Raw genomic sequence first — 14252 nt, 5'->3', positions numbered from 1 at the left:
ATTTCTCGTTTAATCCAGATTAAAAAATAGAAAGCTTCGTTTTTGTCGTAAAAAGCTCTAACGCTTTCGTTCCAGCATATGAGTTTCCTTTTGAGTTTAGTCTTGGTGACCAGACACAGAGAGTAAAATGGTTCGGGAGTGAGGCTAGGATACCTCCTCCTACGCCACTTTTGGCAGGTAAGCCCACTCGGTAGGCAAAGTCTCCCACAGAGTCGTATGTTCCGCAGGTGAGCATGAGCGCATTGATGCGTTTGACGTGGCGTGCTGTGAGTACAGGCTCTTTGAGCCACGGTTGTATGCCTTGATTGGCAAGGAAAAGTCCTGCACGGGAGAGTTCTTGGGTGTTCATCGCGATAGAACAGTGGTGAAAGTAAGCATTTAACACACGGTGCGGTTCATGCTCAAGGTTGCCAAAACTTTTAAGAAAATTTGCCATGGCTTGGTTACGATACCCCGTGGTGGCTTCTGATTTGGCGACATGAAAGTCAAAGTTGATGTCATCTTTTTGGGTGAGTATGCGTAAAAACTCCAACACACTTGCATGAGCGTCTTTAAGTTCAGTCAAAATAATGTCCGTAACGACGAGTGCGCCTGCGTTGATGAATGGATTGCGGGGGATGCCATTTTCGTATTCGAGTTGGATGAGCGAGTTAAACGCCGAACCCGAAGGCTCTTTACCGATGCGCTCCCACAGCTTTTCATCGACGAGTTGCATCGCCATAGCGAGGGTAAAAAGCTTGGAAATGCTCTGAATCGAAAAACGCTTTTCATAGTCTCCCACATGAAAGCTTCTTCCATCAATACACATGAGCGACATCGCAAAGTGCGTTGGTGTGACATTGGCGAGTTCAGGAATGTAGTCTGCGACGTTTCCTTCGTTCAAAAAAGGCTTTATCTCGTGCGCTATCTCGTCAAGAATCGCTTGATAATCTAACATCGCATTGCCCTACTTTTTTGAGATACACCATTATAGCAAGAGCAGAATGGCTTTGCATGAAAAGTATTTTGAGTTCAATGAAGTGAAATCACCATCTTTCCCTCATCAAAATCAAAATAGCTGAAATTTTAAACGTTAGATGTTGAGGTAATGTTGGTAGTGTTTAGATACAATGCTTTTAACTGGAGAGAAACATGCCAAATAAAAAAATATCTTTATCGGTTTTAGATCTTATCCCTGTAGGAGAAGGCTTCACCATAGCGCAAGCCATAGAAAACAGCACAAAACTAGCTCAAGAGGTTGAAGCGTTTGGATATAGACGTTATTGGGTAGCAGAACATCACAATTTTAGCGGAATTGCGAGTGCCGCAACATCGGTTGTATTGAGTTACATTGGCGCAAAAACTAAAACGATCAGGATAGGCTCAGGTGGGATTATGCTGCCAAACCATGCACCACTCGTTATCGCTGAACAATTTGGAACGTTAGAGTCTTTGTATCCTAGTAGAATAGACTTGGGTTTAGGAAGAGCCCCTGGGACAGATAGACAGACCATGCTTGCCCTTAGACGTGACATAAACAATGACGGCTCAGACTTTCCTAGAATGCTTGAAGAATTACAATACTTTTTATCAGATAAATCGGGCACAAAAGGCATCAAAGCCGTTCCGGGCTATGGACTCGACATTCCCATCTGGTTACTTGGTTCGAGCACGTTTAGTGCGCAATTAGCGGCAGAAAAGGGATTGCCTTTTGCGTTTGCCTCACACTTCGCCCCAGATGATATGGAAGATGCCATAAAACTCTACCGTGCCAATTTTAAGCCCTCTGCGCAATTAAAAGAGCCTTATATGATCATCTGCATCAATGTCGTTTGTGCCGAAACAATGGAACAAGCCCAATACCTAGCAACAACAGAACTTCAAAAGTTTCTCCATCTCCAACGTGGTGATAATAGCCCGTTATGCAAACCCACAAACGATATGAGTCGTTTATGGGAAAAGTGGGAAGAAACCAGTATAAGACATAAAACAAGGGAGTCCATCTGGGGAACACCCGCATTTGTTAAAGAAAAACTTGAAAGCCTTGCCCAGAGAACAGGAGCCAATGAAGTGATGATAAACTCCATGATCTATAATCCAGAGGATAGAATAAAATCTTATGAGTTGATTTCGAGGGGTTGGTTTGAGTGAGATAAGCTACTTTTAAATATTTCCATTAAAAGAGTAGCCTCTCACCTCTTTTCTTTTTTTGATTTTCAGGGTATTAAGAAGCATGCGAGTCTATATTCTCGATTGATAATTGTAAATTGTTTTTTGCATTACTGTATTGGAGTGATATTTCTCGAACAGCATATTTTGCATTTGCAAAAATAGCTTTACTTCCTAACGCATACATTTCAAAAAAAACTGCAACTATAAAAGTTAGTATTGTACTGCTTCCAAACCATTCATTCCCTTGTCTAAACATGTAAGTAATTGCGGCAATGGTAACAAGTCGAATCAGTATTTTTCTACGTTTTGCAGACTCTGCTAAATCAGACAAGTTTTTTTCTATAAGATCAGCCTCTTTTTCATTGATAATATCATGCTGGATATTTAAAATAATCTTGTTAATATTTTTTTCATTGACAAATGTCTCTCTTGTAATGGACGGCATACGGAATGCAAATAAAAAATAAGTAATTAAGATGGTTAAAAAATAAATAATTAGAGGTGCATAATTACGAATAGTTCCGATTTCATAAAGCATAGTGGAAGAAAAGTATTTATTCAATTGCGCATAAAAAATAAGTAACAGAACTAAAATGATGAAAAAAATGAAAAACCATAATGACGTTCTTTCCCAAATTTCATTTGCTGCTTTCTTCATTAATTTAATTGGATCAATGATTCGCTGATAAAAACTCTTATCAACGATGTTATCAATCAATCCATTTGGTGTATTTTTTTTATCAAGTATAACCCATTCTGTTTTTCTCAGTATCATTTTCGATTTATTGTAAAGACACATATTCTTCCCTATTTTAATCTGATATGGATTACTCGTATTTCTGCCCATTATATTCTAAGTAGCCAGCAACGTGTTTATTGTGTGGGTCACGGTGTGTCCAGTGTACTACGCCACCTTTATCGTTTGTTTCCAAATCACCACAAAATTTCACTACTCCACCCTCTTGCAACGTAGTTACTTTGGGCGCAAGGTCTATGTTGTGTGCGATTAACAGCGTTTTTCCCGACGATAACTTGACGATAAAGCGTTGATGGCGATTGCCGACGTTATCATCACTGAGCAGTTTAATGACTTTGCCAGAATCGCACAGTGGTGTACCTGCAAAGACTTCCAAGCTTATCAGCATCATAAACAATAATTTTTTCATTTTTTAAAACTCCATATATAATTAATCAATCAGAATAAGCCAAAAAAATAGAGGTCAGGGCTTGACTTTTTTCATTTAATGTTAAAGCATCAAAACCCCAACAACCGTGATTTAGGATCACCTGTTTGTGTATTGACACCTAGTACCATACTCTCATAAACGGCTTCGGATTTTAAACCATATTCAACCCTTTGTTGCTCGCCTTGTTGGTTGTAAGTCATACACACAGGCACAGAGCGAATACCATAATGTTCACTCACCTTGGGGGCAACATCAAGATTACATGTAAAAAAGTCCACTTCAAAGATACCATTTTGCATGACGCGCTCTACTCTTGCGTGGGCGATTTTGCATTGACTGCATTGGGTGGTGTAGAACAGAAGGAAAAAAGCACGAGGGGAAGGCTCATGTAAGCGTTTTAAAACGGATGCTTCATCTAAACATTGCATCATTTTAAAATATGCCCTACTCGTTTGAGGTAGTAAACGCTTGCAAAAGGTATGAAAAAATCTTTTACGCTTATCGCGTTGATGATAGTGTCACATTCGCCTACATAGACTTCGATGTTCACGCCTCTCTCTTGCAAAGAGCGTAAATGTTCTTCATCCCATGTGTAGTTCAAAAGCTCACCCAGCTCTTCAAGAGTTCCTTTTTGAAAAAATGGTTGCATGTCAAACATGGATGGATACACAATATTTTGCATAAAATTTTGTGTATAAGTGTCTTTGCTTTTTGAAAATGATAGCGTTTGAAGCTTTTTAAATTTGGCGTCTTTATCTTGGAAAAAGGCAGGTGAAAAGAGTTGTAGTGTGTCGATGCGCTCTTTACACGTAAGGGCGTATTCTAGGGCTTTTATGGCTCCATAACTAAAGCCAGCGACGGTGAAATCGCTTGGTTTTAGATAGGGAGTAAAGAGTTCTTGCTCGTTTGCAAGGCAAAAACCACTAAAGAACTTCATCGATGATGGCTTTAAGACGGACTTTTGAGATACTCTCAACGGTATAGAGCTCATCGGAGATTTTGGCAAGTACGGTGTTCATGCCCTCTAAAAAATGTTCAAGTTCTGTTTGTGCGTTCTCCAAGATGAAGAGTATGTCACTCTCATAAGGAATGAGTTTTTCACCCATGCCGTACACTTCGACCATCTCTTTTGCTATGGCAGTTGCACGGCTAAGGTCTTCAGTGGCATTGGTAAATTTTTCATTGTAAGCGATCTTGGTGGCTACCATGCCCGCGAGGTAAACTTTGATTTTGGAGAGCATTTGGGTTTTAGACTCAATTTCTCGGTCGATGTCTTTGAGTCGGTCATTGACGATGCTGATTTTGTCGAAGTCTATCTCGAACCAATACGCACACAGCGCTTTTGCGGCTTGATAAAGCGCTTGGATTTTTTTCTCTTCATCGGAGAAGCTGAGTACTTTTTTCTTACCCATTAACACTTTTTGGCGTACGGCTGTAAAATCGCTAAGTTCAAGAATGGTCGAACCACGGCGAAGTGCGTTGATGGCGGCTTCGTTGACAAATGTTGCAAGCGCTGCACCACTAAAGCCCACACTCATGTTCGCAAGTTCATCCAAATTAACTTCGGTAGGTTTGTTGCGCATATAGGTTTTTAAAATCTCTAAGCGGTCATTTTTATCGGGAAGTGGGATGAAGATGCGTCTATCAAAACGACCTGAACGAAGAAGTGCTTCATCAATGATATCGATTTTGTTGGTTGCGGCGATGACGATAACGCCACTGCTATCTTCAAAGCCGTCCATTTCGGTGAGAAGTTGGTTAAGCGTTGATTCACGCTCGTCATTTCGCATACCACCACGAGCACGTCCTACGGCATCAATTTCGTCGATAAAGATGATGGAAGGCGCATGGGCTTTGGCCTGGGAAAAAAGCTCTTTAACTCTCTTTGCACCCATGCCCACGTAAATCTGCACAAAGGTCGCACCGCTTTGGTAAAAGAAAGGCACACTCGCCTCACCTGCTACTGCCTTAGCGATCATCGTTTTACCGACCCCTGGAGGGCCTACAAGAAGGACTCCTTTGGGTAAGGTAATACCATAGCGTTTATATCGTGCAGGGTTTTTGAGAAAATCAACGATCTCTTCAAGTTCTTCTTTGACATCTTTGATGCCTGCAACATCACGAAAACTGACTTGTGCGCGCACAGGGCGAATGATGCTACTCATAAAAGGATCGTAACTCGCATAAGCTTTTTGGCTGGTTTCTTGCTCTTTTTTAACATCTTCAGCGCGTTTTTTGCGTGCATAAATGAGCAGAGCAAAAAGCAGACTCCCCAGCATTCCTAAAATGATAAGGTCTTCAAAAAATGGGCTAGACTTTTGAACTTCAATAGGTACTTTCTTAAGAAGCTCACCAATGTCAATGCCATCTTTAATGATGACAAAATGGTCATTGAGCCCATAAAGAAGCACTTCGTTGTCTTCCACTTTCGCTTTTTTGATGCTACCGCTTTCTAAAAGTGCATGATAGGTCGGCAAATCAATGATTTTAGGAGATATACGCAAATACCCAAAAGCAAGTAGTACTGCAAAGATACTCAGTGCCATTAAGGCGAGCATGAGTTTTTGGGATTTAAAAACGCGCATAGTTTGCCTCCTGTTTGATTTCGTACTTTTCGATGGTTACCCACTCTTTGAGCAGGTCACGTTCACTTTGAATGATGACTTTGTTGAAGAATTGGTCGTATCCGATGTAGTGGTCGTCTTTGTGCTCTTCGACCAAGACATTTAAAGGTATTGCATTATTTTTTTGTCTAAAAGTAATGTTTTTCGACTCTACAAGTGCTTCAATGCTCTTATGACGCTCTTTAGCAACATCGCCTTTTACCTCAGGTTTCATCGTACTTGAAGGGGTTCCGTCGCGTTTTGAGTAGGTAAAAGCATGGATGTGTGTGAGTGGAAACTGCTCTAGCGTTGTGTACGCCTCTTGCCAAATTTCTTCAGTTTCTCCAGGATGCCCTGTAATGTAATCGGTTCCTAACGCAAATCCTCGTTCGCTGAGTTCTTGGAAAAGTTCCAAGTCTCGTTTGACGTTATTGCGTCTTCTCATAAGCTCAAGCATACGCTCTGATGTATGTTGAAGTGCAACATGTAAATGTCTCTCTAACCATGGCTCACCCAAAATCTCGCGGAAACTATCATCGATCTGAACAGGTTCAATGCTTCCCAAACGAATACGACGTACTCCTCTGATGGCTCCTAAGCGTTGTACTAACTTACCCAGTGAACTGTTTTTGTCTTTGCCGTAACTGCCGATGTTTGTACCTGTAAGCACAAACTCGCCATAGCCATTGAGGGCTAGTTTTTCCACTTGTGTGATGATTTTGTTCTCATCTTGGCTTCGTGCATTGCCTCTGACATAGGGAATGATGCAATAACTACACCTAAAATTGCACCCTTCTTGAATTTTGATGAAAGCTTTGGTTTTGCCAGTGTACTCGTGTACGATGGTCTCATCCAAGGATGTGAGATCGCCGATTTGATAAAAAGGTATTTCTTGTTTTAAAAGCGTATTGATCTGGACTTTTTCCGAGTGACCCATGACTCCAAAAACCTTTTTTTGACTAAAAAGGCTCTCCCCTTTGCTCATGGCTCCACACCCTGCAATGATGACTTTTTTGCCCTCTTTGGTCGCGTGGTTAATGTAGCTTCTTACCCCTGTGTCCGCACCATTGGTGACGGTACAGGAGTTTACAACGATAATGTCTGCTTCTTTTTCCTCTTCCGTGACTTCAAAATCTTTGAGATTTTCCATCATGACTTGGGTATCGTAGATATTGGTACGACAACCAAATGTTTTAAAAAAGACTTTTTTCATCAGGACTCTTTAGTTCATCGGGTGGAAAAGGAGGTCTTTGTTGTTGACCAAGATTGATATTTTGCGTATGGTAGGCAATAACAATGTCATCTTCTTTATTGATAGCATCAATAATTTCGCTACAAATCGTACTACGAAGCGTCAATGCAGCATAAGAGTTTGTCATATACCATGTACTAATGCACATACCCTGTGGTTCGATAAATGAGTAGATGCGTGGTTCAATGTTGGTGTTTTTAAGGCTGTATTGATTGCGTAAGAGGTTGAGTTGTTTACGCGCGATATCGGTGTAGCCTTTGGCATATTTTTTGGTAATTTCTCTAATAATATGAACGGCTTTTTTATGGTTAGATTCAAATGTAATAAAAATATCAATACCGTCCCAAACCGTACGAATAGTGCTATGCGTATAATTTGAAATGAGTGTTGTAAAAATATAATTGTTGGGAATGAAAATAACACGTCCAGAACGTCTGTTTTCAACATAACTGGTTAAGGTAATGTCTTCAAAAATTGTAATACGAAGGAGTGAAATATCGATAATGTCACCTACATAAGAGAGTCCATCTTTTCTTACTTTTATGCGGTCGCCAACGTGGAAACTACCACCAAAAACGATGACCAACCAGCCTAAAATGCTCATAAACCAGTCTTTCATCGCAATGGCAATACCCGCAGAAGCAAATCCTAAAACGGTGACAAGGTATGAAACATTCTCAATGTAGGAGAAAAGTAAGATCAGTAAAATGAGTGTTACGTTGGCAAAATTGATGATTTTATTGGCGGTATAAAAGCGTTCATTGTCCTTAATATAGCGTTTTGCAACAAATTTGAGCAAAAGTGAGAAAACAATAACAACAACAATAAAAATACCAATATTAAAAGCGCGTTTGACTTGGAGTGTAATGTCTTGCGTAACACGAATGGTTGCTTCTTCTACTTTCTTAACATGTAAAGAGTAACTGGTATTGGCGATTTCTTGTGCTGCTATAAACGCGTTAAGCTCTTTTTGTGCTTCATAGACCATGTCTTCGTTGGTAATGATTGACTCGATTTGATAAATTTCTTCAACAAGTGAGAGCTTTTCTTTGAGTTTAACGACTAAAAAATCTAAACGATCAATACGAGCTTTATAATCCATACTGTCTTGTTTAATTTTTTTAATGTAGGAAAGTGCTGAAATAATTGCCAACGGATTGGTGATTTTGGGGTAACTCTCTAGCTCTGTTGACTCAACCATCCTGCTAAAGGGAGAGTTTTTAAACTCTTGTAAAAGTTCAATCTGTTTTTCGAGAGATTCTTGCTTACTTGCCAGTCTTTCGCGTTTTTCAATCGTGATTTTGTCTTTTGCATTTTTAACTTTTTTGAGTTCAGCATCTACAGTTGAAAGTTCTTCAATCAATTTTTGGTAACTTAAATAGTTGCCATAACGCTTAAACCACAAGTTGTCCTGAATGGATTCATCAATGGCTACAATTTTTTGACGAATAGAATCTATTTTGATGGAATCTTCAAGTTTGGTTGTAGCCGTTGTTTCAGCCGCTAAGAGAAGATTACATGTAACAAAAACGAGCCAAAGAATGTTTTTAAACATTGGCATCTCCTAGTGCTTCTAACACAACTTCTTTTGGGATGTCATTGCGCATATCATTGCCACCAATGCCCTCGGCTAAAATAAAGGTTATTTTATCATTAGCACTTTTTTTATCTAAAAAGAAAGAATCGTAAAAGAGTTCAAGTGAGTCGATTTTATAGTGAATGGGTAGTGCGTAACGCTCTAAAAGAGTCTTGATGCGCCCTGCTTCTTCATCACTTAAAAGACCAAGTTTTTGAGAAAGTGTATTTGCCATGACCATACCAATGGCAACGGCTTCCCCGTGTAAATATGTACTGTAATTGGTCTGATTTTCAATGACATGTGCAAACGTATGTCCGTAGTTTAATACTGCTCGAATGCCCTTTTCTGTCTCGTCTTGGGAAACGACATCGGCTTTAATAGCAATGCTTTTATAAATAGCAACTTTGAGGTTTGTCTCATCATAAAGGTCGTGTGTCTCTAACCATTCAAAAAAGTCTTTGTCGAATGTGACTGCCATTTTAACGATTTCTGCGACACCTGCTGCAAATTCACGTTTGGGTAAGGTTTTAAGAAACATGCTTTCGCAATAAACAGCACGAGGTTGCCAAAAAGAGCCAATGAGGTTTTTGCCATACGTGTTATTGATGCCTGTTTTTCCACCGACACTGGCATCTACTTGTGCTAAAAGCGTGGTAGGAATTTGAATAAAATTAATACCTCTTTGGTAAATGGAAGCGGCAAAGCCTGTCATATCACCAATGACCCCTCCTCCAAAAGCAATAAGCAACGATTGGCGATCCAAACGGTGCTCAAAACATGCATTCAAAATGAGGTTCAAACTTTCAAAATTTTTATACATTTCGCCATCAGGGAGAATGAGTATGTGAAGCTCTTTTGCAACAAGATGTGTTTTGAGTGTTTCGAGGTGCAAAGCCGCTACCGTAGTGTTGGTGACGACCAGAACCTTTGTATCAAAAACGAGTTTTTCTAATGTGTCAATATGGACACTGTAATCTTTTGAAGCGGGTTTTTTTAAGACAACATTGACTTGCATGCGCTATCCAAATTTTTTTGTTTCTATAATACTCAAAAAGCACTTAATTATGCATTGATTGGGATGAACAGCTGGTAATTGTCAGCAAGTTTGAAGTGAAGTTTTTCCATATCAGTCGAAAAAATAGAAAGAATATTTGCTTCCAATATTTTAGGACTAAACGGTAAAAATTGCAAAATATTATCGCGATGGCGAAGTTTAACCAGTGGATTTTTATCACTTTGAACGACATCAACTTCACGTCCAAATATTTTGGATAGGTTGTCAAAGTGCTCGATGAGGCTGTTTTTTTCATTTTCATGGTCAGGATTGTAGCTGTAGAGTTTTAACTCCAATGAAAGTTGGGTTGCAACGTCAAAAATGACTGAAGATTCTTGCTCGATTTCATGGGCATCATTGCTTAAAACAACACCTTGATTGAGGCTACCAAAGCCACGTGTTCCCATTTTAAAAATCGGTAGTTTGGTTTTGTAAAGCGTGCGTTTATTATGTTGGAAAAATCTATTCATCACAACAATGAGACCAATGTCCATTTTTTCAGTATCTTCTTTGAGTACTTTACGCGGTTGCGTTTCAAAGTAATCAATCATAACGTTAATGTGGTGATTGCTGTAACTTTTGATTTTTTCAAGTGATTTTGAGTATGTTGGGTTGATGATTTTTACATGTAATTTGTTGCTGTTGAGTTTTGAGTGTAATAAAAGTGCGTCGTTGATGAGCAAGTCGGTTTCGTTGTCATTCATGCGTAACATATCGATAAGGCAGTAAATACTGCTTCCAAAAGGAGAAGGAAACTGACCAAGTTCGCGTTTGATACTTTTAAAAACACTTTGCAACACTTTAGGATCGCCTACCAGAAGCAAAAGATCGTTAGGTAACAACATAAGTGCAGGTCGAGGCAAAATGAGTGTGTTAGAGCGGTACACTGCTGCAATTTTCCATTTACTCTGCTCAATGGAAGCTAAATGTCTGTAGGCATAAGCACTTCCCACAGGTACAGATACTTCCATAATCTCGCCAATACCAAGACCGATATTTTGTGCAACAATAGGTGTGTTTGGAAGGTGGTCGGTAAAACGAGAAGCAAGAATTTCGCGTGAGTTGAGCATTAAAAGACGTTTGTCTTCGATTTTTAAGTCCCATCTGTCCATGATGACAATACGCACTTTCCCATCCACTTTTCGGATGTTTTGGTATGTCGCTTTTACATCCAACTCATTGGACATAATAATCATCACTTGAAAAAATTGCTCGTTGAGGACAATAGTGAGTTTTTCGTAGCTTGTTGGATCAAATTCAAAAAATTTAAAATTTTCAGGGCGTTTTTTAGGTAAAGTCTCTTCTTTATAGGTAACGATGGTGTAGCTATTTTCTCCAGCTTCGGTTTCCATAACCTTTTCTAAAAATTGTTTTGCTAGAATGCCATCAGCGATGATTAAAATTTTCTTCATTGTAATCGACTCCCTATAAAATAAAGAGGATATTGTAACTAAAATGGAATTTCAGATAGATAAAACCGATGGCTTTGCTCGTGCTTGTACGATAAAAACGGCACACAGCACCATCCAAACACCTGTATTTATGCCTGTAGGAACTGTGGGCAGTGTAAAAAGCTTAGATGCTGTTGATATGAGCGAAATGCTAGGCGCTCAAATAATTTTAGGTAATACCTACCATCTTTACCTACGCCCAAATGATGAAGTCATTAAACATTTTGGCGGACTTCATGGCTTTACAAAATTTCCAAACAGTTTTTTGACCGATAGCGGTGGATTTCAAGCGTTTAGCTTAAGCGATATTTCAAAAGCAGATGTGAATGGCATTATGTTTAAAAGCCATATTGATGGTTCTTCTCACTATTTTACACCTGAGAAGGTACTGGATATTCAGTACAACTTTAACTCTGACATTATGATGATTTTAGACGATCTTGTTGCACTTCCCGCAACAAAAGAGCGCATAGCACTTTCCATCAAACGTACGACTGATTGGGCTCAGCGTGCCATTACGTATCATAAACAAAAACAGTCTGAAGGTATTGGTCTTCATCAAAATATTTTTGCGATCATTCAAGGTGGAACCGATAAAGAGTTTCGTCGTATCAGTGCTAATGAACTTTGCGCCCTACCCTTTGATGGTTTTGCCATTGGCGGGTTGAGTGTGGGTGAAGCCAATGCCGATATGTATGAAACAGTTGAATTTGTGACTCCTTTAATGCCAAAAGATAAACCTCGCTATTTGATGGGTGTTGGCACACCTGAAGATTTGGTTGAAAACGTGGAGCGTGGTGTGGATATGTTTGACTGTGTTATGCCAACCAGAAATGCCCGCAATGGTTCACTTTTTACCTCTTTTGGCAAAATTAGCATCAAAAATGCGAAGTTCCAAAGAGATGAAGCGCCCATTGATCCAGAGTGTGACTGTTTTACGTGTAAGAACTATTCACGAGGCTACTTGCACCATCTTTTCCGTGCCAAGGAACTGACCTATTTTAGGCTTGCATCCATTCACAATCTTCACTATTATCTGACATTAATGAAACAAATGCGTCAAGCGATTTTAGAAGGTCGTTTTGCCTCTTTTAAAGCGGAATTTTACGCAAAACGAGCCAAATAAGATGCGCTATAAGGTGGATGTGAAAGAGAATTTTGAAAAGAGCTTACTCTTTTGGCTTGATCGATTTATTAAGTCGAAACTTACTTCTTTATCCAACCGCCATGTTGAAGAAAATGCAAAACTTTCAGCCATTATTGGCGCTCTTAACCAAGGGTGCAAAAGCATGGATGAGCTTAAAAATCTTGCCAAAGAAGCCCGAAATATAGGGCTTATTGGTATTAACCTTTTTATCAATCCTTTGGAGAAGTTTTACTACTATGCCCTACCCATGGGGATTACATCTTTAAAAGAGATTGATGAAGAGCTTTTGAGTGAATTTTTAGCCTCACAAACAGGCTCACTCTCTGATGCGACAAAGAAAAACTATCGTATTGCTATTATTTCACTGTTTAAATTTATTGACAAGCAAAATGAAGATGAAAAAGGCAATTCGCATCAGTTTCGAATTGAGCTCAAAAATTGGGGAGGTCTTGGTGGCAGTCGTGGTGAAAAATTGCCAGCACATATGTACAAAGAAGAACTTACTCGCTTTTTTAAAGCCATCGAAGAGACCGAATTTAAACCTTATGTACAGGCAAAAAACAGACTTCTTATCAAAATGATTATTTTTACAGGAATGCGTGTCAGTGAAGCTTTAGGACTAAGGCTTAAGGACATGGTTCGCGAAGGTGATTATTTCATCTTTCAGATCAAAGGTAAAGGAAATAAACCAAGAACTGCCATGATCAAAGTCGAACACATTGAACATGATTTAAACGAATGGATGGGATACAGAAGCTCTGAAAATGCGCTGTTATTTCAAAGTCGTACGGGAAAGCCTTTAACCCAAGCCTATGTGAGTTATATTATGGATAAAATGCTGATGCAAGCAGGAATAAGGAAAGAAAAAAACGGTGCGCACATGTTGCGTCATACTTTTGCAACGCTGCTTTATCAAAAAAATCACGATTTAATTTTGGTTCAAGAAGCCCTTGGACATGCTGATCTCAATACCTCACGTATTTATACCCACTTTGATAAAGAGCGTCTTAAAATAGCAGCTGATACTATGGATGGAATATCATGAAAAATCTTTTTGAAAAAGTTGACAGTTTTCACTTATCAGACATTAAAAACCCTACGCATCCTTCAAGTTTTATTGAAGAAGAGGCGTATGATATTTTGATTTTAACACTGCCTCATTATAGTGATACATGCCTTACTATGGAGTCTCATGCCTTTGTTTTTGACCATGCGTCGTACTACTATTTTGACAAGCAAAAAGCTGAATTTGTGAATTTTGAGACGATGCAACATGTGTATGAATTTTTAAATGAAAAAACGAATGAAACGATGGCTTTGGTAGCTTCTATGCATGAGGGAATTGATTTGATGGAGGAAAAATTGTATGACAATGCAGGTTTTTCAAACTTTATGCACTACTGGCTTGCCAATAAAAAAGATCTGAGTAGAATTCACAGAGTCCTTAATTTGGGTGTTGAAGTACTCAATACATTTATAACAACGTATCTTAAAGAAGAAGATTTTTTAGCGATTCATTTTCAAGATATTCATGAGCATATTGGTCGTACCAACCGCTCTGCCCTCCTTGCAACGGATAAACTCAACAACTTGTACAATTTTTATACGACCCGTAGTAATGAAAAAATGAATCGAACGATTTATCTTTTGACAATGCTCTCAGGCATTTTCTTGCCTTTACATTTTGTTGCAGGTTATTTTGGGATGAACTCTCAAGGACTTCCTTTTAGTGAAATTCCTTATGGTACAGCTTTAGTGACACTTATCATGGCAAGTTGTGCGATTATTATGACGGGTTTAATTTTGTTTTTGAAAAAGAGACTTTAAA

General features: G+C 39.1%; 14 protein-coding genes. 4 read left to right on the top strand and 10 right to left on the bottom strand.

All coding sequences use genetic code 11. The features are described 5' to 3' along the window. Nucleotides 1-19: 19 nt before the first annotated feature. The gene (locus tag V7Q04_RS07040; RefSeq protein WP_333804261.1) at nucleotides 20-937 is read right to left on the bottom strand and encodes a glutaminase; all 918 of its coding nucleotides are present in this window, start codon (nucleotides 935-937) and stop codon (nucleotides 20-22) included. 194 nt (nucleotides 938-1131) lie between these two features. On the opposite strand from V7Q04_RS07040, the gene V7Q04_RS07035 reads away from it, so the two are divergent. Continuing rightward, the gene (locus V7Q04_RS07035; RefSeq protein WP_333804260.1) at nucleotides 1132-2130 is read left to right on the top strand and encodes an LLM class flavin-dependent oxidoreductase; all 999 of its coding nucleotides are present in this window, start codon (nucleotides 1132-1134) and stop codon (nucleotides 2128-2130) included. A 73-nt stretch (nucleotides 2131-2203) separates the two neighbouring features. On the opposite strand, the gene V7Q04_RS07030 is transcribed toward V7Q04_RS07035, so the two are convergent. From V7Q04_RS07030 to V7Q04_RS06990, 9 genes are all read right to left on the bottom strand, one after another. Then, complete coding sequence (locus tag V7Q04_RS07030; protein WP_333804258.1) at nucleotides 2204-2950, bottom strand: hypothetical protein; 747 nt, start codon at nucleotides 2948-2950, stop codon at nucleotides 2204-2206. A 28-nt stretch (nucleotides 2951-2978) separates the two neighbouring features. After that, nucleotides 2979-3317, bottom strand: coding sequence for a DUF3465 domain-containing protein (locus V7Q04_RS07025; RefSeq protein WP_333804256.1), 339 nt, complete (start codon nucleotides 3315-3317; stop codon nucleotides 2979-2981). A gap of 89 nt (nucleotides 3318-3406) precedes the next feature. Continuing rightward, complete coding sequence (locus V7Q04_RS07020; protein ID WP_333804255.1) at nucleotides 3407-3769, bottom strand: thioredoxin family protein; 363 nt, start codon at nucleotides 3767-3769, stop codon at nucleotides 3407-3409. After that, the gene (gene bioV, locus V7Q04_RS07015) at nucleotides 3766-4275 is read right to left on the bottom strand and encodes a pimelyl-ACP methyl ester esterase BioV (RefSeq protein WP_333804254.1); all 510 of its coding nucleotides are present in this window, start codon (nucleotides 4273-4275) and stop codon (nucleotides 3766-3768) included. The genes V7Q04_RS07020 and bioV overlap by 4 nt, the downstream gene beginning before the upstream one ends. Beyond that, nucleotides 4262-5923 (bottom strand): ATP-dependent metallopeptidase FtsH/Yme1/Tma family protein, encoded by a 1662-nt coding sequence (locus tag V7Q04_RS07010; protein ID WP_333804252.1) that lies wholly within the window; start codon nucleotides 5921-5923, stop codon nucleotides 4262-4264. The genes bioV and V7Q04_RS07010 overlap by 14 nt, the downstream gene beginning before the upstream one ends. After that, nucleotides 5910-7154, bottom strand: coding sequence for a tRNA (N(6)-L-threonylcarbamoyladenosine(37)-C(2))-methylthiotransferase MtaB (gene mtaB / locus V7Q04_RS07005; protein ID WP_333804251.1), 1245 nt, complete (start codon nucleotides 7152-7154; stop codon nucleotides 5910-5912). Before mtaB ends, V7Q04_RS07010 begins: the two co-directional genes overlap by 14 nt. Then, nucleotides 7135-8748, bottom strand: coding sequence for a mechanosensitive ion channel domain-containing protein (locus V7Q04_RS07000; protein WP_333804250.1), 1614 nt, complete (start codon nucleotides 8746-8748; stop codon nucleotides 7135-7137). Before V7Q04_RS07000 ends, mtaB begins: the two co-directional genes overlap by 20 nt. Then, nucleotides 8741-9787, bottom strand: coding sequence for a 3-dehydroquinate synthase (aroB, locus tag V7Q04_RS06995; protein WP_333804248.1), 1047 nt, complete (start codon nucleotides 9785-9787; stop codon nucleotides 8741-8743). Before aroB ends, V7Q04_RS07000 begins: the two co-directional genes overlap by 8 nt. Nucleotides 9788-9834: 47 nt before the next feature. Beyond that, the gene (locus V7Q04_RS06990; protein WP_333804247.1) at nucleotides 9835-11238 is read right to left on the bottom strand and encodes a COG3400 family protein; all 1404 of its coding nucleotides are present in this window, start codon (nucleotides 11236-11238) and stop codon (nucleotides 9835-9837) included. A gap of 43 nt (nucleotides 11239-11281) precedes the next feature. Between V7Q04_RS06990 and tgt the strand changes: the two genes are divergently transcribed. The 3 genes from tgt to V7Q04_RS06975 are packed head-to-tail and all read left to right on the top strand — an operon-like array spanning nucleotide 11282 to nucleotide 14251. Further along, the gene (tgt, locus tag V7Q04_RS06985; protein ID WP_333804245.1) at nucleotides 11282-12403 is read left to right on the top strand and encodes a tRNA guanosine(34) transglycosylase Tgt; all 1122 of its coding nucleotides are present in this window, start codon (nucleotides 11282-11284) and stop codon (nucleotides 12401-12403) included. 1 nt (nucleotide 12404) lies between these two features. Next, a complete protein-coding gene (locus V7Q04_RS06980) occupies nucleotides 12405-13469 on the top strand; it encodes a tyrosine-type recombinase/integrase (protein WP_333804243.1) in 1065 nt (354 codons plus the stop codon). Further along, the gene (locus V7Q04_RS06975) at nucleotides 13466-14251 is read left to right on the top strand and encodes a CorA family divalent cation transporter (protein ID WP_333804242.1); all 786 of its coding nucleotides are present in this window, start codon (nucleotides 13466-13468) and stop codon (nucleotides 14249-14251) included. The genes V7Q04_RS06980 and V7Q04_RS06975 overlap by 4 nt, the downstream gene beginning before the upstream one ends. Nucleotide 14252 lies beyond the last annotated feature (1 nt).

It is taken from the genome of Sulfurospirillum sp. (genome assembly GCF_036802865.1).
Lineage (GTDB): Bacteria > Campylobacterota > Campylobacteria > Campylobacterales > Sulfurospirillaceae > Sulfurospirillum.
Note: the sequence above shows the minus strand (reverse complement) of the source record. Positions and strands in the feature narration are given on the sequence as shown.

Coding starts and splice junctions, on each gene's coding strand:
- V7Q04_RS07040 (WP_333804261.1), bottom strand. CDS start 937: ATGTTAGATTATCAAGCGATTCTTGACGAGATAGCGCACGAGATAAAG.
- V7Q04_RS07035 (WP_333804260.1), top strand. CDS start 1,132: ATGCCAAATAAAAAAATATCTTTATCGGTTTTAGATCTTATCCCTGTA.
- V7Q04_RS07030 (WP_333804258.1), bottom strand. CDS start 2,950: ATGTGTCTTTACAATAAATCGAAAATGATACTGAGAAAAACAGAATGG.
- V7Q04_RS07025 (WP_333804256.1), bottom strand. CDS start 3,317: ATGAAAAAATTATTGTTTATGATGCTGATAAGCTTGGAAGTCTTTGCA.
- V7Q04_RS07020 (WP_333804255.1), bottom strand. CDS start 3,769: ATGATGCAATGTTTAGATGAAGCATCCGTTTTAAAACGCTTACATGAG.
- bioV (WP_333804254.1), bottom strand. CDS start 4,275: ATGAAGTTCTTTAGTGGTTTTTGCCTTGCAAACGAGCAAGAACTCTTT.
- V7Q04_RS07010 (WP_333804252.1), bottom strand. CDS start 5,923: ATGCGCGTTTTTAAATCCCAAAAACTCATGCTCGCCTTAATGGCACTG.
- mtaB (WP_333804251.1), bottom strand. CDS start 7,154: ATGAAAAAAGTCTTTTTTAAAACATTTGGTTGTCGTACCAATATCTAC.
- V7Q04_RS07000 (WP_333804250.1), bottom strand. CDS start 8,748: ATGTTTAAAAACATTCTTTGGCTCGTTTTTGTTACATGTAATCTTCTC.
- aroB (WP_333804248.1), bottom strand. CDS start 9,787: ATGCAAGTCAATGTTGTCTTAAAAAAACCCGCTTCAAAAGATTACAGT.
- V7Q04_RS06990 (WP_333804247.1), bottom strand. CDS start 11,238: ATGAAGAAAATTTTAATCATCGCTGATGGCATTCTAGCAAAACAATTT.
- tgt (WP_333804245.1), top strand. CDS start 11,282: ATGGAATTTCAGATAGATAAAACCGATGGCTTTGCTCGTGCTTGTACG.
- V7Q04_RS06980 (WP_333804243.1), top strand. CDS start 12,405: ATGCGCTATAAGGTGGATGTGAAAGAGAATTTTGAAAAGAGCTTACTC.
- V7Q04_RS06975 (WP_333804242.1), top strand. CDS start 13,466: ATGAAAAATCTTTTTGAAAAAGTTGACAGTTTTCACTTATCAGACATT.